General features: G+C 60.5%; 15 protein-coding genes and 2 pseudogenes. 6 read left to right on the forward strand and 11 right to left on the reverse strand.

What is annotated here, in order from left to right; all coding sequences use genetic code 11:
* Positions 1–354 precede the first annotated feature (354 nt).
* The 8 genes and pseudogenes from SSARUM_RS12750 to fsa all read right to left on the reverse strand — a co-directional run bounded on the left by SSARUM_RS12750 (position 355) and on the right by fsa (position 17,039).
* Positions 355–747 (reverse strand): DUF6911 family protein, encoded by a 393-nt coding sequence (locus SSARUM_RS12750; RefSeq protein WP_086556926.1) that lies wholly within the window; start codon positions 745–747, stop codon positions 355–357.
* Positions 744–1,559, reverse strand: a complete 816-nt coding sequence (locus SSARUM_RS24640) for a cytidine deaminase-like fold-containing protein (protein ID WP_373275584.1) — start codon at positions 1,557–1,559, stop codon at positions 744–746. The genes SSARUM_RS12750 and SSARUM_RS24640 overlap by 4 nt, the downstream gene beginning before the upstream one ends.
* Positions 1,560–1,634: 75 nt before the next feature.
* A pseudogene (locus SSARUM_RS12760) lies at positions 1,635–3,014 on the reverse strand (VENN motif pre-toxin domain-containing protein); the annotation flags it as partial.
* 4 nt (positions 3,015–3,018) lie between these two features.
* Positions 3,019–3,099 (reverse strand): annotated as a pseudogene (locus SSARUM_RS24645) (tyrosine-type recombinase/integrase); the annotation flags it as partial.
* 41 nt (positions 3,100–3,140) lie between these two features.
* Positions 3,141–3,443: a hypothetical protein gene (locus SSARUM_RS12765; protein WP_060427197.1), complete on the reverse strand. Its 303-nt coding sequence runs from the start codon at positions 3,441–3,443 to the stop codon at positions 3,141–3,143.
* On the reverse strand, positions 3,430–14,316 hold the full coding sequence (locus tag SSARUM_RS12770; protein WP_060430147.1) for a hemagglutinin repeat-containing protein: 10,887 nt from the start codon (positions 14,314–14,316) through the stop codon (positions 3,430–3,432). The genes SSARUM_RS12765 and SSARUM_RS12770 overlap by 14 nt, the downstream gene beginning before the upstream one ends.
* 67 nt (positions 14,317–14,383) lie before the next feature.
* Positions 14,384–15,988 carry a ShlB/FhaC/HecB family hemolysin secretion/activation protein gene (locus SSARUM_RS12775; protein WP_223181961.1) on the reverse strand — a complete coding sequence of 535 codons (1,605 nt, stop codon included), beginning with the start codon at positions 15,986–15,988 and terminating at the stop codon, positions 14,384–14,386.
* 385 nt (positions 15,989–16,373) lie between these two features.
* The gene (fsa, locus tag SSARUM_RS12780; RefSeq protein WP_033647546.1) at positions 16,374–17,039 is read right to left on the reverse strand and encodes a fructose-6-phosphate aldolase; all 666 of its coding nucleotides are present in this window, start codon (positions 17,037–17,039) and stop codon (positions 16,374–16,376) included.
* Between the two features lie 149 nt (positions 17,040–17,188).
* Between fsa and SSARUM_RS12785 the strand changes: the two genes are divergently transcribed.
* The 4 genes from SSARUM_RS12785 to osmB all read left to right on the forward strand — a co-directional run bounded on the left by SSARUM_RS12785 (position 17,189) and on the right by osmB (position 21,812).
* Positions 17,189–18,088, forward strand: a complete 900-nt coding sequence (locus SSARUM_RS12785; RefSeq protein ID WP_060430149.1) for a glycyl-radical enzyme activating protein — start codon at positions 17,189–17,191, stop codon at positions 18,086–18,088.
* Between the two features lie 4 nt (positions 18,089–18,092).
* A complete protein-coding gene (locus SSARUM_RS12790; RefSeq protein ID WP_060430151.1) occupies positions 18,093–20,525 on the forward strand; it encodes a formate C-acetyltransferase/glycerol dehydratase family glycyl radical enzyme in 2,433 nt (810 codons plus the stop codon).
* A 50-nt stretch (positions 20,526–20,575) separates the two neighbouring features.
* Complete coding sequence (locus SSARUM_RS12795) at positions 20,576–21,322, forward strand: DeoR/GlpR family DNA-binding transcription regulator (RefSeq protein WP_033647550.1); 747 nt, start codon at positions 20,576–20,578, stop codon at positions 21,320–21,322.
* A gap of 271 nt (positions 21,323–21,593) precedes the next feature.
* Complete coding sequence (osmB, locus tag SSARUM_RS12800) at positions 21,594–21,812, forward strand: osmotically-inducible lipoprotein OsmB (RefSeq protein WP_004945176.1); 219 nt, start codon at positions 21,594–21,596, stop codon at positions 21,810–21,812.
* 190 nt (positions 21,813–22,002) lie between these two features.
* Here osmB and yciH read toward each other — a convergent pair whose 3' ends face one another.
* Both yciH and pyrF read right to left on the reverse strand, forming a co-directional pair.
* Complete coding sequence (gene yciH / locus SSARUM_RS12805) at positions 22,003–22,329, reverse strand: stress response translation initiation inhibitor YciH (protein WP_033647552.1); 327 nt, start codon at positions 22,327–22,329, stop codon at positions 22,003–22,005.
* A gap of 10 nt (positions 22,330–22,339) precedes the next feature.
* Complete coding sequence (gene pyrF, locus SSARUM_RS12810) at positions 22,340–23,068, reverse strand: orotidine-5'-phosphate decarboxylase (RefSeq protein ID WP_049212689.1); 729 nt, start codon at positions 23,066–23,068, stop codon at positions 22,340–22,342.
* 329 nt (positions 23,069–23,397) lie between these two features.
* On the opposite strand from pyrF, the gene bhsA reads away from it, so the two are divergent.
* Together bhsA and SSARUM_RS12820 are read left to right on the forward strand one after the other, a co-directional pair.
* Positions 23,398–23,658 carry a multiple stress resistance protein BhsA gene (bhsA, locus tag SSARUM_RS12815; protein WP_033647554.1) on the forward strand — a complete coding sequence of 87 codons (261 nt, stop codon included), beginning with the start codon at positions 23,398–23,400 and terminating at the stop codon, positions 23,656–23,658.
* Positions 23,659–23,830: 172 nt separating this feature from the next.
* On the forward strand, positions 23,831–24,130 hold the full coding sequence (locus SSARUM_RS12820) for an Arc family DNA-binding protein (RefSeq protein ID WP_048321648.1): 300 nt from the start codon (positions 23,831–23,833) through the stop codon (positions 24,128–24,130).
* Positions 24,131–24,188: 58 nt separating this feature from the next.
* On the opposite strand, the gene lapB is transcribed toward SSARUM_RS12820, so the two are convergent.
* Positions 24,189–25,361, reverse strand: coding sequence for a lipopolysaccharide assembly protein LapB (gene lapB / locus SSARUM_RS12825; protein WP_033634721.1), 1,173 nt, complete (start codon positions 25,359–25,361; stop codon positions 24,189–24,191).
* Positions 25,362–25,364 lie beyond the last annotated feature (3 nt).

Genomic DNA, 25,364 nt, shown 5'->3' on the forward strand with positions numbered 1-25,364 from the left:
GCCGGCGGCGGCGTTTTTCGCCTCAGCAGACGCGATCACTACACTCGAGTTTACCCCGGTCCTCATGACAACTGACGTTTCAGCATCACACACTCTAGATCACCACCGTCACCGATAAGACCACCTGGCGCGAACTCTGCCAGGCCAGCCAACAGCGGCAAGATTTGGGGGCCGACCAGGCGCGAGAGAACGGCGAGCAGGTTATCGCTGGCGACTGGCTAAGTCAGCCCGGGATCACCGAGGCGGAACACCTGGAGGTCTCTGCTGCGCCCGGTGTGATCCGGTTGCGGCGGCGAGAAGTGGGAGGATTTAGAGATTAGAAGCACAACCCCGGTCAAGACCGGGGTTACTGTTTTAATTCAGAAGATCCATTGAAACATTGCCTGTATCAAAGAACTCTTTAAAGATCCTGACAACAAGATCAAAGTCCTTAGTAAGCTGCCGCTTCGGCCAGTAATTACCAAGAATCATGACATTTTCCCCAGAAGAAGAAGTTTGATCCCATATAGACCTTACATCGCTCCCAGACTCATCATATTCAAGCAAAGTCACCAGATAAAAGCCATTCTCTGCCTCAACACTGAGTCTTTCAGGCCCAACTTCTGGAGCATTAATGATCCTAATATTTACACTACCACTACTATTCTTCAAAATATTTAAAAAATCGAGCACATCGGGCCATAAAGGGGACTCATTTCTGGCATATTTCTCACCAGCCAATAGACACGAAAGTTCATAATTCATCATTTTGCCGGCCCTCGGTTCTCTATTTTTTTCATCCCTTGCTGCCAAAAAAGAACGTTACCAGTTGCTTCTTCGTATATCGTCAGTGACTTTAATCCGGCCTTTTCTGCCATAGTTCTTACATCACTCAGACAGTAGTTACATACTTCCTTACCAGCTACACTCATCGCCATTTCACGCCCTTGAGTCATTCCTTTATCAAAGGCTTGCTGAATCACACCTATTTCTGCATGAGCGGTGCCCATATTTCCATTAGGGTAATTTTTATCAGGCCTCTTATCTATCTTGGCCTGTACCACATCGTTGATAAGAGTCGGTTTATTAAAATCGGCTAACTGTGAAGGTCTAATACCTTGGTTAGTATCAGTAAACTTACTACCATCTACGTTCCCTTTCGCCACGACCTTCAGATTCGCATCAACAATCTTACCAAGCTGTTTCGCTGCCGCTGAACCAAGCACAGGAGTCAATGAGGCCGCTACAATCTTCATCCCATCATAGGTTTCGATGTAAGCCTCTGCCGTAGCCTTATCTACGCCAAGCTGCACCATGGCATAGTTCACCATCGCATCTTTCACCTGTTGCTGACTCTGCGCATCAACACTGGTGATATTCAGCAGGTTCACTATCTGGCCGTAAGCATCCGCGTATTGCTGGCTCACCTTCGAGTTATACGGCCCGGTTTCATACTCACCCTTGGCCGCGATAACCTCCAGTCTCGCCGCACCACAGGCCGCACTGGCTGCCGCACCATTTCCGCAGGCCTCTATCACCTTCTTGTCGCTGGCGATATCCTTTTCACGCAGTTCATTAATCGTCTGCTGGGCCTGCTCACGCTCTGCCGGATCTTTGCTGTTCTAGAGTTTCTGCTTCGCTAACTCAAGCTTCGTCTTTTCTTCCACACTCAGATAGTTATTCTCAACTGCATTCTTACCCGCCTGCCCGCCGGTCACGGCTCCCGCAGTATCCCCCGTCGCCAGACCGCCTGCAAGCCCTGCAGCCAACTGACTCAGCGCGCTCAGCTGCTGTTTCTCGCTTTCGCTCAGCTGCTGCGCCGTTTTGCCCGGGAACAGCTGGCCGGCAATGTAGCGCGCCGCCAGTTCACCGCCGCCCGCACCCAGCCCCCCTGCTGCGGCTGACTGGTTATTCAGCTGCGCGGTCACCGCGTCCAGCACTGCATGCGCCATCGCATTGGCGGCCATGTTGTCTTCACCGACCCGCTTCTTGATTTCCGTCGCTAGGTACGGCGAGGCGCCGCTTGCCAGCGCCCCCGCCAGGTTATTGCCTGCCAGCGCCGTCAGCGCCCCCGTCACCGCCTGCGCCGCCTTCTGCAGGTCGCTGCCGGTGCCATATTGCCGCATCGCGTTGTCGTATGCCCGCTGCATCACCGCCGCATCGGTCGTCGGTTTACCGCTCTTCTCAAGCTGCTCCCTGGCCTGCGCCAGCGCCACCGGGTCTTTCTGCGCCTTCAGCCCGGCGATATCTCCCTGCGTGCGGATGACGTCCATCGCCTGGCCGCCAATCTCCCCAATCAACTGCGCCTGCTTGAGCCGGTTTTGCTCCTTCTCCTTGTTGAATATCGGGCTGATGCTGCCGTCGTTGGCATGCTCGGTATCCCGGTTCAGCTGCGCCACATCCTGCTGCTGTTTGTCTTTGTCGCGAACTATCAGCGTACCTTCGCTGACCCCGGCCTTCGTCGTGCCCTCGGCATGCCCGCTGTTGTTGGCGCCCGACAGCATGCCGCCGGCCATGTTGGTCAGCAGGTCTTTGCCCACCGGCCCGCCGGTGCTGAAGCTGCCGCCGCTGTGCGTCGCGCTGTAGTCCGCCTGGTTGTGAATGTCCTTCCAGCCCAGCGTGCCGGTATCGAAGCGGTTCTTCTCTTTGTCCGCTTGGCTTGCAATAACGGCGCCGTCGAGCTGGGTGTGTTCTTTGACCTTGACGTCATACCCGCCCTTGCCGGCAAACAGCCCGGTCTGCTCTTTCACCGAGTCGAAGTTGCTGTGCAGCTTGTCCTTGCTGGCGCTTACGTTGGCTGAGCCGGTCATCGAGCCGAAGGTGAAGCTGCCGCCCGCGCTGGCGTTTTGCTGTTTGGCGTCATAGCGGTCGCTGTCTTGTTGGCTTTGCAGCGTCAGGTCACGGCCCACGTCGACGGTAACCTTTTCTCCGCTGGCCTGCGCGCCGGTCAGCCGGGTGTCGCGGCCGCTGGTCACCTTGAGATTACTGCCGGTATCCAGGGTAGTTTCGGTATGGGTCAGGCCGTTGCCGTTCTCATGCCAGTGCAGGTCCGTTCTCCAGTATCTGCGTCGCCATCGCGTGACGGAACAAATGGCAGCTCCCTTTGTCGATGCCTGACGCTCACGGCACCACCGCATTGGGATGCCGTGAGCCCCGCTACCTTACTTCAATGTCTTTAATAACTCATCCAGTAGTTCAGAAGCATCGTGTTTATATTCTGATTCCCAACGTGTTTGCCAGTCTGCGGGACGGCCTTCACTCTCCCATTCAGACAGAGCAAGTGCATTGATAATTTCTAGTTCAAACCATATTTTCTGATAATTATCTCTATTGTGCTCATTTTCAAATAGCTCATTTAGCTGAGGCAAATCTTCTGCGTAACTGACGAACCTCGCAAAGCTAATGACATCACTTAATGAATGAAGCGCATACTCACAGATATCATTCTTCTCATTTATCGCCATATTTAACCGTGACCACTCTACCAGATTCGTTCGTAACTACGGATACTTTACTCTCAGGATCAAAGTGTACTGTTGTTCCGCCTCGGCTAGGAGTCGATTTTCCATTTTTAATGGTATTCTCAACAACAGAAGGCGTTATTCCTCGATCCTGCATTCTGTCTAAGGCGTGCCCTGAATATTCTCGATTTCTGATCGTACCCGGCTGATTCCTTACAGGTTGATAAGATGGGTTACTTGGCTGATTCATCGGATTGCGCTTACTTCCCATTGGGAGAGTGGCAGATACTTCATCACTGGCCTTGTTAATCAGCCTGGACGCTTCAGCAACATCCCCTTTCTTCAGCGCTGTCTCTGCCGCCTTGATCGCTTTGCCCGCGGCATCACCCGCACCCGGTATAATCCCTATCGCCGCTACCAAGTAATCCAGCGCACTCTGCGCTTCCGCAAAGCTCTTGATATCCCCAACCACCGGCACAAAATCTGCACCTGTCGACAGGATATCTTTCAGTTCTTCCCGGCGCTCAGTATACATCTTCACCGAGCACGCTTCCGCGCTCATTCCGGCACAGTTTTGCTGCTTATAACGTTCGTTCTCTGCGTCGACACGTTCTTCGGCTACCTGCTGAGGTGTCTTACCCTGAGATACAGCGTCAACAAGATCACTCAGCGCGTTATTCTCCACCGCATTCTTCCCAGCCTGCCCGCCGGTCACCGCTCCCGCAGTATCCCCCGTCGCCAGCCCGCCTGCAAGCCCCGCAGCCAGTTGGCTCAGCGCGCTCAGCTGCTGTTTCTCGCTTTCGCTCAGCTGCTGCGCCGTTTTGCCCGGGAACAGCTGGCCGGCAATGTAGCGCGCCGCCAGTTCACCGCCGCCCGCACCCAGCCCCCCTGCTGCGGCTGACTGGTTATTCAGCTGCGCGGTCACCGCGCCCAGCACTGCATGCGCCATCGCATTGGCGGCCATGTTGTCTTCACCGACCCGCTTCTTGATTTCCGTCGCCAGGTACGGCGAGGCGCCGCTTGCCAGCGCCCCCGCCAGGTTATTGCCTGCCAGCGCCGTCAGCGCCCCCGTCACCGCCTGCGCCGCCTTCTGCAGGTCGCTGCCGGTGCCGTATTGCCGCATCGCGTTGTCGTATGCCCGCTGCATCACCGCCGCATCGTTCGTCGGTTTGCCGCTCTTCTCAAGCTGTTCCCTGGCCTGCGCCAGCGCCGCCGGGTCTTTCTGTGCCTTCAGCCCGGCGATATCCCCCTGCGTGCGGATGACGTCCATCGCCTGGCCGCCAATCTCGCCGATAAGCTGCGCCTGTTTGAGCCGGTTTTGCTCCTTCTCCTTGTTGAATATCGGGCTGATGCTGCCGTCGTTGGCATGCTCGGTATCCCGGTTAAGCTGCGCCACATCCTGCTGCTGTTTGCCGGTGTCGCGAACTATCAGCGTACCTTCGCTAACCCCGGCCTTTGTCGTGCCCTCGGCGTGCCCGCTGTGGTTGGCGCCCGACAGCATGCCGCCGGCCGTGTTGGTCAGCAGATCCTTGCCCACCGGCCCGCCGGTGCTGAAGCTGCCGCCGCTGTGCGTTGCGCTGTAGTCCGCCTGGTTGTGGATGTCCGTCCAGCCCAGCGTGCCGGTATCGAGGCGGTTTTTCTCCTTGTCAGCTTGGCTTGCAATCACAGCGCCGTCGAGCTGGGTGTGTTCTTTGACCTTGACGTCATACCCGCCCTTGCCGGCAAACAGCCCGGTCTGCTCTTTTACCGAGTCGAAGTTGCTGTGCAGTTTGTCCTTGCTGGCGCTAAAATTCGCCGAGCCGCTGCCGGCGCCGATCGGCACGCTGATCCCGCCGCTCATCTGGGTCTGCCTGGCATCATAGCGGTCGCTGTCCTGCTGGCTTTCCAGCGTCAGGTCACGGCCCACGTCGACGGTAACCTTTTCTCCGCTGGCCTGCGCGCCGGTCAGCCGGGTGTCGCGGCCGCTGGTCACCTTGAGATTACTGCCCGCATCCAGGGTGGTTTCGGCATGCGTCAGGCCGTTGCCGTTCTCATGCCCCTTGCCGGCATTGACGCCGGCCGAGACGCTGATGCCGTACCCGCCCGAGCCTGCGCCGATGCCGACACCGACGTTGCCGCCTTTGCTGCTGTTCTTGCCGACGGTGCTTTCGCTGTTCTGCGCCGACTGCAGGGTAATGTCCCGCGCCGCATCGAGCGACAGATCTTTGCCCGCTTTCAGCTGGCTGCCGGTGACGACGATATCGCCACTTTGCGCGTTGTGGTTCTTGCCGCTCGCCGTTATCGACAGGTTTTGCCCGGCGGTGAGCGTGCTGCCCTGCGACTGGCGGCTGTCGGTGCGGGTTTCGCTTTTCGACGATTGGCTGCCGTAGGAGGCGCTGATACCCACCGTATTGGTGGCGCCCTGCGTTGCACCTTCGTCTCCCGGCTGCAAGCCGGCAGCGGCGTTTTTCGCCTCCGCCGAGGCGGTCAGCGCATTATCCCGCTCCCAGGCCTGTGCAGCCTGCACGCCGGACAGCGCAGCCTTGGTGTTTTGCAGCGCGGTCAGGCGCCCATCGCCTTCTTTTCGCGCCTGCTGCGCCGAGCTGACGGCGGTGTTGAGCGCGCCGCCCACGGTGCCCGACAATGCCACGCTCAGGCCGCTCTGCTTCTGCTCGTAGGTCTCTTTACGCGTGCGCGCATCAACGCCGGGATCGATAGTCACGCTGTCGCCGGTAAGAGCCAGATCCTTGGCCGCCACCAGATCGGCGCCGCCGATGTGCAGTTGGTTGCCCGCCGTGACGTTGACGCTGCCCTGACTGCTGCCGACGGTGCTGACGCTTTGGCTTTGGGTCCGGCCTTTCTCGTCGATTTCGTGTTTGCTCGACTGTTTGCCAATGGTGAAGCCGATGCCGCCGCTGCCCAGCAGGCCGCTTTTTTTCTTCTCTTCCAGCCGGTAATGCGTGTCGGTCTCGGTGGCCGCGCCGATGTCGACGTTACGGCCGGCCTGCAGGTTCACGTCCTGGTCGGCGGCAATGGCCGAGCCGGTGACCGTCAGATCGTTGCCGGCGCTGACGCTGACGCTGTTGCCGCTGAGCAGGCTACCTTTCTCGCGTGTGGTGGCGTCATGCGCCACACTGTGGCTGCTGCTTTTTTTCAGGAAACCTTTTTTCTGTGACCGCTCTTCACTGAGGGCCGACTCGCGTTCGGTGGCGGTATTGAGGGTCACATCCTGCTTCGCCTGCAGGGCGATGGCGCCCTGTTCGCTGTGCAGGGCGCTTGCCGTGGCGATGATGCTGCCGTCCTGCGCTACCACCGTGACGCCGCCCTGTCCGCTGAGGGTGCTGCCCACCACGTTTTCCCGCAGGACTTCTTCGGCGCGCTCACCTCTGGTTTTCCGGCCGCGACTTTCCTCGTTGGAGACGCGATGCTCGCTGTCGGTGGTGTGGTTAAGGATCACATCATTTTTCGCCTGCAGGGCGATAGCGCCTTGGTCGCTGTGCAGGGTGCTGCCGGTAACCGTGACGTCGCCTTCACGCCCGATCACGGTCACACCCTCGCGCCCGCTGAAGGTGCTGCCGGTGCTGATTTCGCGCTCGGTTTGCTCTTCGCGATGGCTCTTGGTTTTGCCTTCGCGCTTGTTTTCGCTGTCCTGGTCCTGCGTGCGGGTACGCGCGTCTTTAATGCTCACGTCCCGTGCGCTGACGCCAATACGCCCCTCTTTACTGTCAATCTGCGCGCCTTCGGCCAACAGGCGGTTGCCCGCCACCAGGGTGACGCCCTGGTCTCCGCCGAGTGCGCTTACTGTCAGGCGCTCTTCCTGGCGGTCGTTGCTGACTGATGAAGTACGGCTGTTGGCGTCCAGGTGCGTGGTGTTGGTGGTCGTCTCGGCCCGGATGTTGATATCGCCGCCGGCCTGCACGCGGGTGCTGCCGGCGGCGCTGGCCTGGCTGCCCGTGAACGTGACGTCTCGCCCGGCATTGAGCGAGAGGTTGCCGCCAGCGTTAAGCTGACTCCCCAGAGCCTGCTGCCATTCGCCGCTGACGTGCGCCATCCGGGAGCCTGCCGCTTCCGTGCCGCCGCGGGTGCGGTTACCCATTGAACCGGAGATAACCTCAAGATCGGCGGTATGGCTGCTTTTGGCGGCGGTGATGGTCAGATCGTTACGCGCGCTCAGGCTGAGCGTATCGGTCGCATCCAGTTTCGCTCCGGTGAGCGTGATATCGGTGCCACGCAGGCGAATGTCGCCGGCGCTCATGGTCGCCTGGCGCAGCGCGTCCTGCAGGTTAGTGCTCATGGCCAGACTGTCTGCCTGCACGTCAATGCTGCCTGCCCTGACGTCGCCGCCCTGATGCAGGAACTGCCCGGCGTCAACCGTCAGGGCTTTTTCGGCAAACAGGTTGCCGGCATTGGTGATGCTGTTTGCCGAGAGTTGCAGATCACCGCCACCAATTAGCGCGCCATCGCCGGTCAGGCGCAGCGTAGCCTGTGCCAGATACACCTTCGGCACCCACACCGTTTGCGGGCCGCCTTCCGTTTGCACCGTCTCGCTCACCAGCCAGACGATATCCTGTTGCAGCGCCGCAATCTGCTCCGGCGTCAACGCCACGCCCGGCACCAGATGGAAGTCCTGGGCAACTTTGCTGCCGTTGTTCATCAGTTGCTGGTACTGCTCCATCGCATCCCAGCCCTTGACAGACGGTTTGCCGGTCAGCGCCAGCACCTGCTCGCGCACCAGACGCTGCTCGTAGAAGCCGTCCCCCAGGCGCTTATGGGCCTGCGCGGGGTCATACCCTACGCGCTCGAGCATATAATCACTGCTGATAAAGTTGTCGCGGCGGGTAAAGCGTTCATCGGTTACCACCAGGAACGGGCTGCCGATCGCCGTATGTTGACTAAACAAGCCGTTATTGGGGATGGCGGTGGCCACATTGCCCAGATGCTGTAACTGCGTCAGCGCCAGCTCAGACGGCAGCAGTGGGCGCCCCAGCGGCGAGGACGGCGTGGCGCCCGGTCTTGTCATTTGCTCGCCCGGCGCCAGCGTCGTATCGCCGTCAGGTCGGGCAGCGCCGTCTACCGTGAAGGCCAGCGGATTGCGCTCAAGCTCGGCGCGTTCGGCATCTACCGCCTTTAACGCCGCATCAAGTTGACTGATTTGCGCCTGATTGACCGTGGTGTTGGTGATGCGGGCTCCGTTGATGGTGACCGTGCCATTGCCGGTGATCAGCCCGTCAACGGTCGCCAGCGCCGTGGTTTCGTCCCGGTTGAACGTGGGGTACCAGTGATGCGTGTCCTTGTCATAATGGTCAACGATAGCCGCCTGACGCCGCTCGTTAACCGAGTAACCGCGGTTGTCCACGCTGCCGCCGCCGTCCTGCGTCAGGTTGCCGTTGGCGGTAATGACGCTGGCGTCATTGAGCAACGTTCCCGTGATGCGCAGCACCATGTTGCCGCCGGCCAGAATACGCGCGCCGATCCCCTCACTCACCAGCTTGTCGCGCGTCACCGTGCCGCTCTCGGTACGTTCGCGGAAGTTGTTGTAATCGGTGATGAACGGCGCGCTGTCGATATCGACATGCTTTTCGGGATCCCAGGTCATCACCTGCGTCCAGTCGTGCTCCCAATGGAAGCCGTTTTGATAAGGCGTCGGGATGGTCGCCAGCTGATTGCCCCCACGCGTTTCATAGAACGTCATCGCATAGCTGCCATCGGCATTCGGCTTGAGCGCCAGGTAGTTGACCCACAGGTCGGTCAATTGGCCCTTATTGTCCTTGACCCGCACCTGTGCGCGCTTGCCCGCCACATCAATGGCCAGCAGTGTGCCGTAGCGGTTGGTTTGCGCCGCCGCGTCATCCTGATAGGTCAGCTGCTGGGTGGTCGGCGCCAGGGTGCTTTTATCGGGATTGACCTTTGAACCGTAGGAGCGCCAGTAGTAGTTGTAGCGGTGCCATTTGTAGTCGCTCTTCTCGGCGTTACGCTCAATCACCAGCCCTTCGCGCAGGTTGTTCAGGCGACGCGCTTCCACGGTGGCGTCACCGTCCGCTTCGATAAAGCTGGCCCGGTTTTCAATCAGGTCATCGCTGTGCAGGTGCAGACGGTCGGCGCTGTAAATCAGCGCTCCCTCCCGGTTGGTCAGCCGCTCACCGGCCTGCACCGTCAGGCTGTGGGTCGCCGCCATCACCGCAGGCGCACCGTGGTTGTCGATAATGCGCCCGTTCACGGTGATGTCGTCGCCCATCAGCGCCGCGGCGTTGTCCAGGGTATCGACGTTCAGCGTCATGCTGTCTGCCTCAAGGCGCCCGGTGTTTTGCAAGGCTCCGGTCGTCAGCTGCAGCGTTTTGCCCACCAGCGCCGCCGGATTGGTGATGCTGGCCGCATTGAGCGCCAGCTTGCCGGGCAGCAACCAATCCGCCAGGTTGGTAAAGGCGCCGCTCAGGGAGAACATCACCGTACCGTTACTGCTGATCGTTTCGCCGGCCTGATGGGTGTAGTCCTGCTGCGCGGACAGCGTCAGCGCCTGCAGCCCCAGCAGGGTACCGTTCTGATTATCCAAGGTACGCGCATGCAAGGTAAGTTGCCCGGCGCTCTCCACGCGCCCGCCCTGGTTGAGCAGCGCCAGCGGCGAGTCGGTCCGTGACCGGTCAGTATTGATATTGAGGTTGCCGTTGGCCAGGATCCGCCCCTGGCGGTTGTCCAGCTGCGTTACCCCCGAGAGGGTCATCTGGCCGCTACTCTGCAGGCGGCCTGCGGTATTGTCGATATCACGAGAGGTGATATCGGTGCGCGTGGTGCCCAGTATCAACCCGCCATCGCGATTGTTCAGGCGCTCGGCCTGCACATCCAGTTCCGCCTGGCTGCTGAGCGTGCCCTGACCGCTGTTATCGAGCGTCCCGGCCTTGAGCGCCAGCCCGTGGGTTGACACCAATTGCCCACCCCGGTTGTTGACCTGCGCCCCCTCAAGCGTGAGCGCGTCGCCGCTGTGCACCTTGCCATGCTGATTGTTAAGCCGGTCGAGTCGGTAGGTGCCCGCCCCCTGACTGATGAGCGTACCACCGGTATTGTCCAGTTGCTTTGATGCCACCGCGATGCCGCCGCGGCTGCTGAATACGCCGCGTGTATTATTGATACCGGCGGCCGACACCTCTTGCCCGCCATTGCTGCGCACTGCACCGCCGGTATTTTCCAGCAAACCAAGAATGCGCAGCGCCACGCGTTGCTGGCCGTCTATCGTCCCACCGGCATTGTTCAGCGTTTGTGCGTCAAGTTGAAGCGCCTCGCCACTTTGCACTTTCCCATCGCGGTTATTCAGCGCATCACTCAGCGCAAGGCGTTGTTGTTTCTGGCTGTAGAGCAGCCCGCCCTGCGCATTGTCGAGTGCGCGGGCGGCGATAGTCAGCCCCTCGCCGGCCAGCCACTGACCGCCAGCGTTATTGATGCCGCCGGCGTGTTCGCCGTCTTTGGTACCCGTAACAGCAAGCTGCCCCTGCGCCGAAACCTTGCCGTTGCGATTATCGATATCCTGCTTGATGCGCAGCGCCAAGTCGTGTGCCGACTGCAGTACACCTTTAGCGTTGCCCAGCCAGTTCGCCGCAAGTTGTGCTCCCTGCAAGCTCTGCACACTGCCTTCCGTATTGTCAAAACCGCCGCTGATCGCCTGCCAGCCGCCCTGACTGCCCATCCAGCCCTGCGTGTTGACGATATCCTGTGCCTGCAACACCTGAGACGATTGACTGAAAACTCGCCCCTGGCGGTTATCCAGCTTGCCGGTGAACTGCATGTTCAGGCTATCCAGCGCGTTGATGGCGCCCTGAGCATTGAGCAGACTGGCGGCGCGCACCTGCGTGCGGCCATTGCCGGTCAAGGTGCCGTTTTGGTTATCCCAGCCCCCCGCCAGATTCAGAGAAAGCGCCTGGCCGCCCAGCACCACCCCTGCGGCGCGGTTGGTCAACTGGCCTCCCTGCAGAGACAGATCGCCGCCGCTCTGCAGGGAGCCGCCGTCATTATCGAACAGGCTGCTTGCTCCGCCGTTAACGGCAAGGGCCTGCTGCGCGGTCAGTTTGCCGGAACGGTTGAGGATATTGCCTGCGGCGTCAAGCGTCAGGCCTCCGCCGGACTGCAGCCGCCCGCCGGTATTGTCGAGCGACTGCGCGTTGGCGGTGACCTGCCGGCCACCTTGTACGGTGCCGCCCTGATTGTCCCAATCGCCATCAGTGTTGACGGCGAGTGCGCTGCCGCCTTCAAGCCAGCCGGCGGCGTTGCTCAACCCTTGCTTCGCCGTCAGGTTCGCATCCTGCCTGGCGACCACCTTGCCCTGAGCGTTATCGAGACGCTGCGCCGTTAGCGTGAGCGACTCGCCGCTGATTTCCCCCTCGCGGTTGCCAAGCACGCCCGACGCAGTGAGAGAGAGTCTCTGCCCGCCCAGCAGCTTGCCGGCCTCGTTGCGGATGTCTCGCGCTGACACCGTGGTTTGCCCATTTCCCTGCACCCTACCGTGATGATTGCTCAGCTCGCCCTCACTGCTCACCGTCAGCATCTCACCGGCGCCAAGCAGCCCCTGCGTGTTGTCCAGCCCCTGACGGGCATGCAGGTTAAGCCGTTGTCGGCCAATCACCTTGCCCTGCGTGTTGTCGAGACGGTCAGACTGCACCGTCAGCACCGTGGCACTGATTTCGCCGCCGCGGTTGGTGGCGTTGCCCGAGGTCTGCAGGGTTGATGCATGACCTGAAAGCAGCTTACCGCCGTCGTTGTTGAGATTGCTCGCCGTTGCCGTGACGGCCGTTTCGCCTTGCGCCGTGCCGCCACGGTTGTCCCAGTCGCCGGCGTGCACATTCAGCGCCTTGCCGGCGCCAATCAGGCCGCGTTGGTTATCCAGGCGGCCGGCCGTCATTTCGAGATTTCCCTGGCCGATGACCTGCCCCTGCGCGTTATCCAGCCGTTGTACCGCCAGACGCACGTCATCGCCGCTCAGGGTGCCGGACTGGTTATTCAGATCGCTACCTGCCTCAAGCGTCAGGCCGTTCCCGGCCAGCAGGTTGCCCCCGGCATTATTCACCGCGCCATCAGCATGGAGCGTGAACCCCGCCTGGGTTTTTATCGTGCCGCGCTGGTTATCGAGGCGGCCGGCGTCGAGGCGAAGAGCTGCGTTGCTGCCCATCGTGCCACCGCCATTGTCGAGCAGGCCACCCACTCGCCAGTGCTGCGCCGTTTCCCCCAACGCCACCAGGCGACCGCGCTGATTGACTAACTGACCGGCCGAAAGCCGGAGGCTCTGCGTCTCGATGGTGCCGTCACTGTTATCCAGCGCGCCTGCCAGGGTGAAACGGCTCTCACCGTCACCGGTCTGAGACCAGGTAGCCTGTTGGTTGAACAGGTTGTCAGCATCGACCGCCCAGCGCCCGGCCTTGACCTTGGCCTGCTGCGCATCCACATTTCCCTTCGTGCTCACGGCCAGCTCACCGCTGTCTACGGTGGACTGGCGCAAGGCCACGCCGCCCTCGCGGGCCGCCAGCGCGGTGCGGCCGGCCGCAACCTGCGCGCCGCTGATATCCACCCGGCGCCCGGACGCGTTGACGTTCTTTTTACCGAGCAGACTGCCACTGGCGCGGATATCGCCCTGGCTATCAAGCTGCAGATTGGCATCATGGACCAGCGTGCTTTCGGCATTACTGCCCGCCAGCAGGTGGCCGCTGCTTTGGATGCCGCGCGCGGCGTTCAGGTGCACATTCCCGGCCGCCGCCAACGTACCGGATTGCGTTAACATTCCCTCGCGACTCTGCACGGCCAGTTGGCCACCGCTATACACTTTCCCGTGCGTCTCGATGTCGCCTTTTGCCGCCAATTGAATATCGCCGCCGGCCTGGGTGGCCGCATCCGGCGCATCAGAGCGCCAACTGAGCTTGCCTTCGCTGCTCACGGTGAGCGTTTTGCCCGCCCGGACCTGTCCGCCCTGGTTACGCACGCCGACGCCGGCTTCGGTGCCGATCATGCGGATACTGCCGCTGTACATGCCGCCCATCTGCCCCATGTCGATGGCAAGCTCAGGCCTGGCACTGCCGTCATCCGAAAGCGGCGCGGCGGTTTTACCGTCCGCGCTCACGCGGTTACGACCGGCCACCAGCGTCACACCTTCTTTAGCCCAGACGCCGGCGTTGACCTCCACCGCGCGCGCCAGAATGTCGACGTACTCGGTATCATGACGGGTATCGCCGTTGAGCCCACCGCCCTCGATGCGCACCACGCCGCGCTCGACCTGGTAGCCCGCCACGCTGCCATCGGCGTTCAGTTGCGGTTTGCCGGTGGTCAGCGTCATGCGCCCAGCGTTGATGGTGCCGCAGCCGTTGCAGACAATGCCGGCGGGGTTGGCCACAATCACCTGCGCCTTGCCGCCGGCCACTTCCATAAAACCGCGCAGCTGGCTGGGATTGTTGCTGTTGACTTCGTTGAGGATGACGCGAGCCGGCGCGGAATTGGGATTGAGATTAGGGTTACCCTGGATCATCCCGGCCATCTGGGTCGCGGTCATCACCGCCGAGTTGTTGAGGATGGCGCCTTTGGCGTCGACGTCGAACTGCTGATACTGATTATGTGAAACCCCAGCCTGGTTGGGGGCGGTGATGTTGACCTGCGGCAAGCCATTCTGGGTAGTGATGACCTCCGGCCGCTGGGAAGGATTGGCACCGCCGTCCGCGACAATGCCGTCTGCCATGACGGGGCCGGCGAACATCAACAGCCCAAGCAGCCACACTGACCGACGCACGGTGACCCACAGACGACTTCCACCCGTTATTCCTGAACCGATGCGCTGCCCCGGCTCGCTGCTGCAGCTGCGGGCCAGTTCGGACACCACCCGCAACTCCCCGTGGGTGCGGCTGAAGATAAGGCGATAGCAATGTTTGTTCATAGGTCACATCCGTGAGAAAAGTCAGTCCGTTCAGATCAGCGCAGCAACGCTGCCGGTATCGCGATGTTCAGATTTCCAGATTTACGCTAAAACCCGCGGTCGCGCCGGAGGTATGGAACCCCGCAGGCTTGTAGAGCGGAACGCCGGCAAACAGGTCATAGCTGAATCGCCCCCACAGCGCGCCGCGCACGCCGAGCGCGCTGCCCGCCAATTGATGGCCAACCAAGTGGCGAGTGTTTGGGCCGTCCACCCGGCCGTAGTCGGCGGCCAGATACAATTCATGCCCGCGAGAAAACACGTTCCAGGCGATTTCATTGCGCCATAGCAGGCCCTTTTCGCCGGACAGCATCTGTTCGCCGTCAAAGCCACGCACCGTGTAACGCCCGGCAATGGCCATCCGCTCCTGCGGCGTCAGCGCATTCGGGCTCCACTGCCCCCTTACGCTGGTATACACCCGCCAGGGCTGATCGCCCCAGGAGAACGGCTGATTGATGCCCAGGTCGCCGAGCAAAATGCCGGTACGTGCGCTGCCTTCATGACGCGACTCTTCCGGGGCAGGCAGGGCATTGAATGCGCCGGTGCCGCGGCGCCAGTTGATATTGGCGTCCAGCGTAGTGGTACCGAAGTAGCTGCGCTGATTCAGCCCCAGCTCCCAGCCGGCGGTCCGACGTTTTTGCGACACAATATCAACGTCGTCCACGGCGTTAGTCGAGTGCTTGCGGTAGCCGCGCAGGTTGAGCGTTAACTTGTGCGACTGGTCGCGGTACAGCAACCGGGAGACGGTCAACTGAATGTTGTCGCTCTTGCCGCTGTAGCGCAGCACCTCATTGGCGTTGGGGATGTTCTGGTGATAGGTGTAGTCGTTGTAATTGGCCGAGAAAGCCCAATATCCCACCGGGAAAAAGTAGTTCAGCGTATGTGAACGGTTGCCGAACGGCCCGTGCTGAAACACATCCTTGCCGATGTTGGCGTAAAACAGGTCATTCTGTGCAAACGGCGCATCGATAGCCAGAGTGGCCGAACCGAGATAACGCCCGGTACTTTTGGAGCCGCTGTCGTCCAGCCCCAGGCTGAGCCGCACCGGGCGCCCTTCGTGCCAGTTGACCTGCAGGTCACTGGTTCCGTCCTCGGCGCCGGGTACGATTTTAATATCGGCATTGGCGCTGGGCACCCGCCTGAAGTTCTCCAGCCCCTGTTCGATATCGCGCAGGCTGAGAATATCGCCGCGTGAGGCCGGAATAGCGTTCCACAGCCGCCCACGCCAGGAGACCGGCTCCTCAAAGCGGATATCACCGATACGCCCCGGCTGCAGCGTGAGCGCCAACACGCCCGTGGTCAAGTCCTGCTCCTGCGCCATCACGCGTGTGGTGACATAGCCCTTGGCCAGTATGGCGTTTTGTACCTTGTTGATGGCAAGCACAATGCCCTGGCTGCCCAGACAGCGGCCCCTGGCATCCGCCGCGGCGTTCAACGCCCATTGAAAGCGATCGGCAGACTCGCCGACCAACGTTAGCCGATTGATGATGAAGCAAGGGCGTTCATCGGTTGGGTAATCGGGCAGCACAACGTCGGGACGGGAAAGGCGCGCATCGGCCTGTGGGGCATTTTGCTGTTGCAGGGCGCGTTCGCGCTCCTGCTGGCGCTGCTGTTCGCGGGCATCAATGGACGCCATTCCATCGCTGGTAGACGCCGAAGCGGAAAACAGGGGTACAACGCCGATCAATAATCCCGACAGCCCGCAGCGGATAGAATAAAGTAAAGCACGAGCAGTATCTGAATCTGAGCGCATCCTTGGCTCCTCACCGTTACTTATAGTTATTTATTTGGTCAAAATCATAAGTTAAGTAAATTAATGTAAATAAACTTACTCTGGGGCGAATTATGAGCTTCGGGGGGGAAAAATCAACAGCTTTATGGCACTGCGATTCACAAAACCATAAGGGAGGCGGCGGGCATAAGAAGAATGGCGAAACGGCGGGAGGATGACGCCATGATGCGCCATCCTTTAAAATTAATTGTCGATCGGGAGGAGAATCAGTAAACGAGACGGACAGCTATCAGCCCAGCAAATTGCTGCCGAACGCCCCCTGCCAATCCTGTTCGAATTTCTCGACCGCGGCCTGCACCGCCGGCGCGCTCAGGAACTGCTCCGCCACATCCACCGGCAGCGTGATCGCCTGGCAGCCCGCCAACAGGCATTCCAGCGCCTGGCGCGGCGTCTTGAAGCTGGCGGCCAGCACCTGCGCCGACGGCGCGTGCAGGCTCAGCAGCTGCTGCAGCTCGTGCACCATTTCGATGCCGTCGCCGCCCTGCGCGTCCACCCGATTGACGTAAGGCGCCACGTATTCCGCCCCGGCCAAGGCCGCCAGCAGCCCCTGCCCGGCGCCGTATACCGCCGTGCCCAGCGTTGGGATGGACATCGTTTTAAGCTTCTTGATCGCCGCCAGCCCCTCGGCGGTTGCGGGGATCTTGACCACCAGCCCCGGTACGCGCTGGCTGAGCAGCGCCGCCTCCGCCACCATGCGCTCCGCATCGGCCGCCATCACCTGCGCGAACAGCTTGCCGGTGCCGCCGAGGGCGTCGCGCAGCGCGGGCAGCACTTCCCAGATCGGCTTGCCTTCCTTCGCCACGATGCTTGGATTGGTGGTGACGCCGTGCAGCGGCAGAATGCGCGCCAGGCGTTTTACCGCCGTCACATCGGCGGTATCGAGATAAAGCTCCATCACGGACTCCTGTGTCATGTTCTGTGGGCGGATTCAAACTCTGATCATCATAGGGCAAAAACCCCGCCAACCTTTGACCAAAATCAATCCAACCTTCATTCGAAACACCTTTAATGGCGAAAGATTCAGCAACGCCAAACGGGTGACTCATGTTCTTCAATCTGCAGCGCTACTCGACCCATGACGGCCCCGGTATCCGCAGCGTGGTCTTTTTAAAAGGGTGCCCGCTGAGCTGCCGCTGGTGCCAGAACCCCGAAAGCCGCTCGCGCCACGCGGATCTGCTGTTTGACGAACGCCTGTGCCTGAGCGGCTGTACGCTGTGCGCCGAGCGCTGCCCGCAAGGCCTGCAGCGTGACGAGGGCGCGCTGACGCTGCGGCGCGAAGCCATCAGCGCAGACGACTATGCGGCGCTGGCCGCCGCCTGCCCGACCGGCGCGCTCAGCCTGTGCGGCAGCGCGGCCAACCTCGACGATATCATGGCCGAGGTGATGCGGGATAAGCCTTTCTACCTGCGCAGCGGCGGTGGTGTAACGCTGTCCGGCGGCGAACCCTTTATGCAGCCGGAGGTCGCGGCAGAGCTGCTGCGGCGCGGCCGCGAAGCCGGCATCCACACCGCCGTCGAATCCTGTCTGCACGTTCCGTGGCGTTACATCGCCCCTTCGTTGCCCTGGCTGGATCTGCTGTTGGCCGATCTCAAACACACCGATGAAGCGCGTTTCAAAACCTGGACCGGCGGCTCCGCCCGTCGGGTGATGAACAATTTCCGCCGGCTGGCGGCGCACGGCGTGCCAATGACCGTGCGCGTGCCGCTGATCCCCGATTTCAATGCCGATCGCCACTCTGTCCGCGCGATTGTCGACTTCGCCGCCGACGAGATCGGCGTATCGGAGATCCATTTTCTGCCGTATCACACGCTGGGCATCAACAAGTATCACCTGCTCGGCGAACCTTACCGCGCCGCCCGCACGCCGCTGGACGCGCCCGATCTGCTGGCCTTCGCCGAAGCGTACGCCGGCGCCAAAGGCCTGAGCGCCATTTTGCGAGGATAACGCCATGACTACGTTGGATTTGAAAACCCTCAGCGCCCGTATCCAGGCGCATAAGAACGCGCTGATTCACATCGTCAAACCGCCGGTGTGCACCGAACGCGCTCAGCACTATACCGAGGCCTATCAACAGCATCAGGATCGGCCGCTGCCGGTGCGCCGCGCGCTGGCGCTGGCCAACCATCTGGCGAAGCGCAGCATCTGGATCGCCAACGACGAGCTGATCGTCGGCAACCAGGCCAGCGAGCTGCGCGCCGCGCCGATCTTCCCCGAATACACCGTCGGCTGGATAGAAAACGAGATCGACCAGTTGGCCGACCGGCCGGGCGCCGGCTTCTCGGTAAGCGAAGAGAACAAGGCGATTTTGCACCGTCTTTGCCCCTGGTGGCGCGGCCAAACGGTGCAGGATCGCTGCTATGGCATGTTTACCGACGAACAGAAGGCGCTGCTGGCCACCGGCATCATCAAAGCCGAGGGCAACATGACCTCCGGCGACGCCCACCTGGCGGTCAACTTCCCGCTGCTGCTGGAACTAGGCCTCGACGGCCTGCGTGAAAAGGTGAACGCGCGCCGCAGCCGCCTGCGCCTGACCGAGTGGGAAGATCTGCATAAAGCGCAGTTTCTCAACGCCATCGACATCGTGCTGGCGGCGCTGAGCGAGCACATCCTGCGCTTCGCTCACCTGGCGCGCGACATGGCGCAGCGCGAAACCCGCGACTGGCGGCGCACCGAGCTGTTGGCTATCGCAGACAACTGCGATCTGATCGCCCATCGCCCGCCGCACACCTTCTGGCAGGCGCTGCAGCTGTGCTATTTCATCCAGCTGACGTTGCAGATCGAATCCAACGGCCATTCGGTTTCCTTCGGCCGCCTCGACCAATATCTCTATCCCTGGTATCGGCGCGACGTCGAGCTGGAGCAGAACCTGGCGCGGGAAGACGCCATCGAGCTGCTGCACAGCTGCTGGCTGAAGCTGCTGGAGGTCAACAAGATCCGCTCCGGCTCGCACTCCAAGGCCTCCGCCGGTAGCCCGCTGTACCAGAACGTCACCATCGGCGGCCAAAAACTGCTCGACGGCCGGCCGTGCGATGCGGTCAACCCGCTGTCCTACGCCATCCTCGAATCCTGCGGCCGCCTGCGCTCCACCCAACCCAACCTCAGCGTGCGTTACCACGCAGGAATGAGCGCCGATTTCCTCGACGCCTGCGTACAGGTGATCCGCTGCGGCTTCGGCATGCCGGCGTTCAACAACGACGAAATCGTCATTCCCGAGTTCATCAAGCTGGGGGTTGAACCGCAGGACGCCTACGACTATGCCGCCATCGGCTGCATCGAGACCGCCGTCGGCGGCAAATGGGGCTATCGCTGCACCGGCATGAGCTTCATCAACTTTGCCCGCGTGCTGCTGGCGGCGCTGGAACAGGGCCGCGACGCCACCTCCGGGCAGATTTTCCTGCCGCAGGAACAGGCGCTGTCCAAAGGAAACTTCGCCGATTTCGAGCAGGTGATGGCCGCCTGGGACCGACAAATCCGCTACTACACGCGCAAGTCAATTGAGATCGAATGCGTGGTGGACAGCGTGCTGGAGGAGAACGCCCACGATATTCTCTGTTCCGCGCTGGTGGATGACTGCATCGAACGCGGCAAAAGCATCAAGCAAGGCGGCGCCAAGTACGACTGGGTTTCCGGCCTGCAGGTCGGCATCGCCAACCTCGGCAACAGCCTGGCGGCGGTGCGCAAACTGGTGTTCGAACAAGGGGCGATCGGCCAGCAGCGGCTGGCGGCGGCGCTGGCCGACGACTTCGCCGGGCTGGATGGCGAACAGCTGCGCCAGCGGCTGCTCAACGCCGCGCCCAAATACGGCAACGACGTGGACGAGGTCGATCGGCTGCTGGTGCGCGCCTACCAAACCTACATCGAGGAACTGAAGCAGTATCGCAACACCCGCTTCGGCCGCGGGCCGATAGGCGGCGGCTACTACGCCGGCACCTCGTCTATCTCGGCCAACGTGCCCTTCGGCGCCGCCACCCTCGCCACCCCGGATGGGCGCAAGGCGCACCAGCCGCTGGCGGAAGGCGCCAGCCCGGCGTCCGGCACCGACCACCTGGGGCCGACCGCGGTGTTCAATTCGCTCGCCAAGTTGCCTACCGAGGCAATCCTCGGCGGCGTGCTGCTCAACCAAAAGCTGAACCCGGCGACGCTGGACAACCCGCGCGATCGGGAAAAGCTGATGCTGATGTTGCGCACCTTCTTCGAGAGCTATCGCGGCTGGCATGTGCAGTACAACATCGTGTCGCGCGAAACGCTGCTGGCGGCGAAGCAACACCCTGACCAATATCGTGATTTAGTGGTTCGCGTAGCTGGCTATTCCGCCTTCTTTACCGCATTATCCCCTGAGGCGCAGGATGATATTATTGCGCGCACAGAACATACTCTTTAAACCTTTGACTCTTAGCGGCCGCACCTTGGCGGCCGCATCATCAGGCCGATATGAATTTACGACAACAGACCATATTGCAGTTGGTTAACGATCGCCGGCGGATCAGCGTCAATGAGCTGGCGCGCGCCTCGGGCGTCTCGGAAGTCACCATCCGGCAGGATCTCAACCTGCTGGAAAAGCGCAGTTATCTGAAGCGGGTACACGGTTCCGCCGTGGCGCTGGAGAGCGACGACGTCGACGCCCGCATGATGTCCAATTTCACCCTCAAACAACGGTTGGCGCAATATGCCGCCGCGCAGGTCAACGACGGCGAAACGATATTTATCGAGAGCGGCAGCGCCAATGCCCTGCTGGCGCGCTACATCGCCGAACGCAAGCGCATTACGCTGATCACCGTCAGCCACTATATCGCCAACCTGCTGAAAGAAACCGACTGCGACGTGATTGTGCTGGGCGGCATGTACCAGAAGAAAAGCGAGACCGTGGTCGGCCCGCTTACGCGGCTGTGCATTCAGCAGGTGCATTTCAACAAGGCGTTTATCGGCATTGACGGCTTTCAGGCCGAAACCGGCTTTACCGGCCGCGACATGATGCGCGCCGACGTGGTCAGCGCGGTGCTGGCCAAGGGCGTGGAGAATATCGTGCTGACGGACTCGAGCAAGTTCGGCCAGATCCAGCCCAACCCGCTGGCGCAGACCGGCCAGATCAGCCGGGTGATCACCGATTCGCGCTTGGCGCTGGAGTATCAGCATCAGCTGAAACGCCAGGGCGTACAGGTGGAGCTGGTCAACGAATAACGCAGGTCACTGCCGCACCGCGCGGGCTACACCGCGCGCCTTCCCCTTGCGCAGCGGGATTTTAAGACTATTTACCTGTTTATCCTTCCCGAGAAACCTATACTCAGTTTCGGCGCCTTTTGGGCCGTAACTTGCTAATTATTCGGCCGTTAACAAAAAATGCCATTTTTTTATATCGATACTGTACGGGAATCAACGGCAGGCCTGATTTATGGTTAACGCCTATACTTATAGGGCACTTCCATATAGCCAATGCTAAGGAGAAGTCATTATGATGATTATCAATAAACGTTTCGCCACCGCCGCGCTGGCACTGACTCTGGCGTTTTCACTCAGCGCCTGTTCCAACATGTCCAAACGCGATCGCAACACCGCTATCGGCGCCGGCGCCGGTGCAGTCGGCGGCGCAGTGCTGACAGACGGCAGCGCGTTGGGCACGCTGGGTGGGGCTGCGGTAGGGGGCATCATCGGTCACCAGGTTGGCAAATAACCTGACCGAGAGACCTCGGCCGACAGGCTGGCAAAAGCGCCTCGGCGCTTTGACGTATTAACCAGAATAACGATGATTTCAGGTCTGTTTTACTTTAAGTCTATGGTTCTTTTACCGTTAACGGGCTAACCCCCGGCAGCAACAACCTCAAGCCATGCCGCAGTATTGCACCGCGGCATGGCGATTCACCTCAACCGCCCGCCAGTTTGACCTTCATGCCTTTGGCTTCCAGCAGCTGTTTAAGCAGATCGCGTTTATCGCCCTGGATCTCGATAATCCCGTCTTTCACCGAACCGCCGCAACCGCATTTCTTTTTCAGCTCGGCCGCCAGTTTGTCGAGCGCGGCATCATCCAGATCGACGCCGGCGATCAGGCATACCCCCTTCCCCTTGCGGCCGCTGGTCTGACGCTGGATGCGCACGATGCCGTCGCCCTTGGCGCGTTGCGGTTTAACGTCTTCCTGCTTGATGCGGCCGGTGTCCGTGGAATACACCAGGCGGCTGTTATCGTCATTCATCATTGCTTCCTCAGGCCAAAGAGGCGCGGATCGCGCGCAGCGTCGCGGCCGGATCCGCAGATTGGGTGATCGGACGCCCAATCACCATGTAGTCCACGCCGGCGGCCTGGGCCTGAACAGGGGTCATGATACGGCGCTGATCGCCCGCCGCGCTGCCTTCAGGGCGGATCCCCGGCGTAACCAGTTGGAAAGCCTGCCCGCAGGCCGCTTTCAGGCGCTGCGCTTCGTGTGCCGAACAGACCACGCCGTCCAGCCCGCAGTCGCGGGCCAGGCGCGCCAGGCGCTCGGCGTGTTCCGCCGGGCTGGCCTCGATGCCAATGCCGCGCAGGTCTTCCGCTTCCATGCTGGTGAGCACCGTCACGGCGATCAGCAGCGGCGCATCCGCTCCGTAAGGCAGCAGTGCTTCTTTAGCGGCGGTCATCATGCGCGCGCCGCCGCTGGCATGGACGTTGACCATCCAAACGCCCAGCTCGGCCGCTGCCGCAACCGCATGCGCGGTGGTATTGGGAATATCGTGGAATTTCAGGTCGAGAAACACGTCGAAACCGCGCCCGTGCAAATCGCGCACCAGCTGCGGCCCAAACAGCGTGAACATTTCTTTGCCCACTTTCAGCCGGCAGTCTTGCGGATCGATACGGTCGGCGAACGCCAGCGCAGCGTTCTTATCGGCGTAATCTAACGCCACAACGATTGGAGATGATTTTAAGTCATTGTTATTAGCGTTATTTTCAGACTTCATTTCTTCTACCTTATGTAAAATGGACATAATCAGGTACTCACCCGCGAAACTGACCGCCGCATTCTACATGCCGGGGGCCAGAAATCCCAGCCGCAGCGCGTACCGCCGCTCTGTCATGTTACCTCTCACCTTTGTCATGGCGCGTCAACAAAAGCGCGTCAGCGATAAACCACGCAGCGTAAAACGTCGTAAAGATGCGTAAATTATCAATCAAACATTTTGAACAACTTGCTCAGCATTATCAGATTTTCAAACGGCCCAGATGCTTTATTATTCACCACATCGGAAGCGAATGGCTTCCTTCCTCAATAAACAGACTGGAGTCACCTATGAAAACCATCAAATATTTTGCAGCCGCTGCCGCTATCGCACTGACCTCTTTCGCTACCTTCGCCGCTGAGCCGGTCAACAGCCAACAGGCTGACAGCCTGACCGCCACCGGCATCGTTTCCGCGGGCCATGCGACCACCCTCAGCAGCCTGGAGAAAAAACTGGCCGCTAAAGCCGATGCCCAAGGCGCCGGCAGCTACCGCATCATCTCCGCCGGCGGTAACAACATGCTGAGCGGCACCGCGATCATCTATAAATAATGTTTCCGGTACAGGGCCCGCACGCTCGGGCCCTGCCTCTGTTTCTCGCCTAAAAAACCCGCGTTTGCCTCACCCTTCTTTGTTGCAGAAATATTAAATTTTTATTACACACTAGACACCCGATCGCCAGTGGCTTAGCTTGAAGGCATCTTCCTGCAGAAAGGCTTTCAAAATGAGCGAGATATCGACACTTACCATCAAAATTCCTCTGGAACTGAAGGAAAAAATCCGCGCCGCCGCCGCTGAAAACGAATTTTCGTTGAGCGTGGAAGTATGCCAGCGCCTGGAAAACAGCTTCAACGCGCCCGCCGCCAAGGCAGAAAAGCTGGCCAAAAAGGCGGATGAACTGCACCACGGCGAGATCGACAATCAAAGCACCGAAGAAGAGGTTGAACAGCCGCTGAGCCAGAAAGAACTGAAGAAACTGCGCCAGCTGTTGAAAACCGGCGCCAAAGGCGGCAAGAAAAAGTAAGCGGCAAACGAAAAAACGGGGCGATAATCGCCCCGTTTTGTTTTGCCCCGCCGCCGCGTTATTGCCCGTCCAGACCGCGGATCGGTTTGACCGATGACCAGGCTCGGCACGACGGGCAATGCCAATAGAGCGAGTGCGCGGTGAAGCCGCATTTGTGGCAGCGGTAACGCGGCTTGGTACGAATTTGCTCGCCGACCATATCGCGCAACAGCAGCAGGCTCTCTTTCGCCCGGCCGTCTTCGGCGTCCGCCAGGTGATAATCCATCAGCCGATAAAACACGCGCATGGTCGGATGGCGCTGCAGCTGGCGGTTGATATAGACCTGGACCACGTCGCGCCCTTCGTGCTGTTCGATGATCTCGGCCAGCATCAGATCGGCGGTGGCACCGGTGTTCTCTTCCACGCAGCGTTTCAGGAATTCAACCCAGCTGTGCTGTTGTTCCGGCAGATGCGTGTAGCATTCCTGCAGCATCGGCAGCGTTTCGCTGACCAACTCTTTATCCTGGCTCAGCACGCGTTGCAGCGACTCTGCCGCTTTGGCGTAGTCGTTTTGCGCCATATAGATGCGCCCGAACATGATGGATACGCGCGCACACTGTTTATCGGCTGCGTCCGCACGTTTGAGCAGGCTCATCGCCCGATCGAGATCGTCGCTACCCATCGCCTGCAGCGCCAGTTCGCAATAGAAGTGCGCGATCTCGACGCGCTGTTTCTCTTTACCCAGCTTGACCAGCTTTTCCGCCACGTCGATCGCTTTTTGCCAATCGCTGGTGGCCTGATGGATCACCAGCAGTTGCTGCAGCGCCGATACGCGAAAATCCGCTTCGTCAGTCAACTGGCTGAACATGTCTTCCGCGCGATCGTACAGCCCGGCCGCCATATAGTCGCGGCCCAGCTGCTGTACCGCCAGCAGGCGCTGTTCAAAGGTCAGGGAGGCGCTTTCCATCAAGGCCTGGTGGATGCGGATGGCGCGGTCGACTTCGCCGCGCGAACGGAACAGGTTACCCAGCGTCAGGTGGGCTTCAACGGTGTTGCTGTCCTCTTTCAACATGTCGAGGAACAGATCGACCGCCTTGTCCTGCTGGTTGGAAAGCAGAAAGTTCACCCCTGCCACGTATTCACGCGACAGGCGGTTGGCTTCTTGCTGTTTATCCTGCTGAGCGCTTCTGCGCCCCATGTACCAACCGTACGCGGCAGCCACGGGCAGCAACAGAAACAGCAGTTCTAACATAGA

The sequence above is a fragment of the Serratia sarumanii genome, from assembly GCF_029962605.1.
GTDB classification, from domain to species: Bacteria; Pseudomonadota; Gammaproteobacteria; order Enterobacterales; family Enterobacteriaceae; genus Serratia; species Serratia sarumanii.

Coding starts and splice junctions, on each gene's coding strand:
- SSARUM_RS12775 (WP_223181961.1), bottom strand. CDS start 15,988: ATGGCGTCCATTGATGCCCGCGAACAGCAGCGCCAGCAGGAGCGCGAA.
- osmB (WP_004945176.1), top strand. CDS start 21,594: ATGATGATTATCAATAAACGTTTCGCCACCGCCGCGCTGGCACTGACT.
- SSARUM_RS12750 (WP_086556926.1), bottom strand. CDS start 747: ATGATGAATTATGAACTTTCGTGTCTATTGGCTGGTGAGAAATATGCC.
- yciH (WP_033647552.1), bottom strand. CDS start 22,329: ATGAATGACGATAACAGCCGCCTGGTGTATTCCACGGACACCGGCCGC.
- SSARUM_RS12765 (WP_060427197.1), bottom strand. CDS start 3,443: ATGGCGATAAATGAGAAGAATGATATCTGTGAGTATGCGCTTCATTCA.
- pyrF (WP_049212689.1), bottom strand. CDS start 23,068: ATGAAGTCTGAAAATAACGCTAATAACAATGACTTAAAATCATCTCCA.
- SSARUM_RS12790 (WP_060430151.1), top strand. CDS start 18,093: ATGACTACGTTGGATTTGAAAACCCTCAGCGCCCGTATCCAGGCGCAT.
- SSARUM_RS12785 (WP_060430149.1), top strand. CDS start 17,189: ATGTTCTTCAATCTGCAGCGCTACTCGACCCATGACGGCCCCGGTATC.
- SSARUM_RS12795 (WP_033647550.1), top strand. CDS start 20,576: ATGAATTTACGACAACAGACCATATTGCAGTTGGTTAACGATCGCCGG.
- lapB (WP_033634721.1), bottom strand. CDS start 25,361: ATGTTAGAACTGCTGTTTCTGTTGCTGCCCGTGGCTGCCGCGTACGGT.
- bhsA (WP_033647554.1), top strand. CDS start 23,398: ATGAAAACCATCAAATATTTTGCAGCCGCTGCCGCTATCGCACTGACC.
- SSARUM_RS12820 (WP_048321648.1), top strand. CDS start 23,831: ATGAGCGAGATATCGACACTTACCATCAAAATTCCTCTGGAACTGAAG.
- fsa (WP_033647546.1), bottom strand. CDS start 17,039: ATGGAGCTTTATCTCGATACCGCCGATGTGACGGCGGTAAAACGCCTG.
- SSARUM_RS12770 (WP_060430147.1), bottom strand. CDS start 14,316: ATGAACAAACATTGCTATCGCCTTATCTTCAGCCGCACCCACGGGGAG.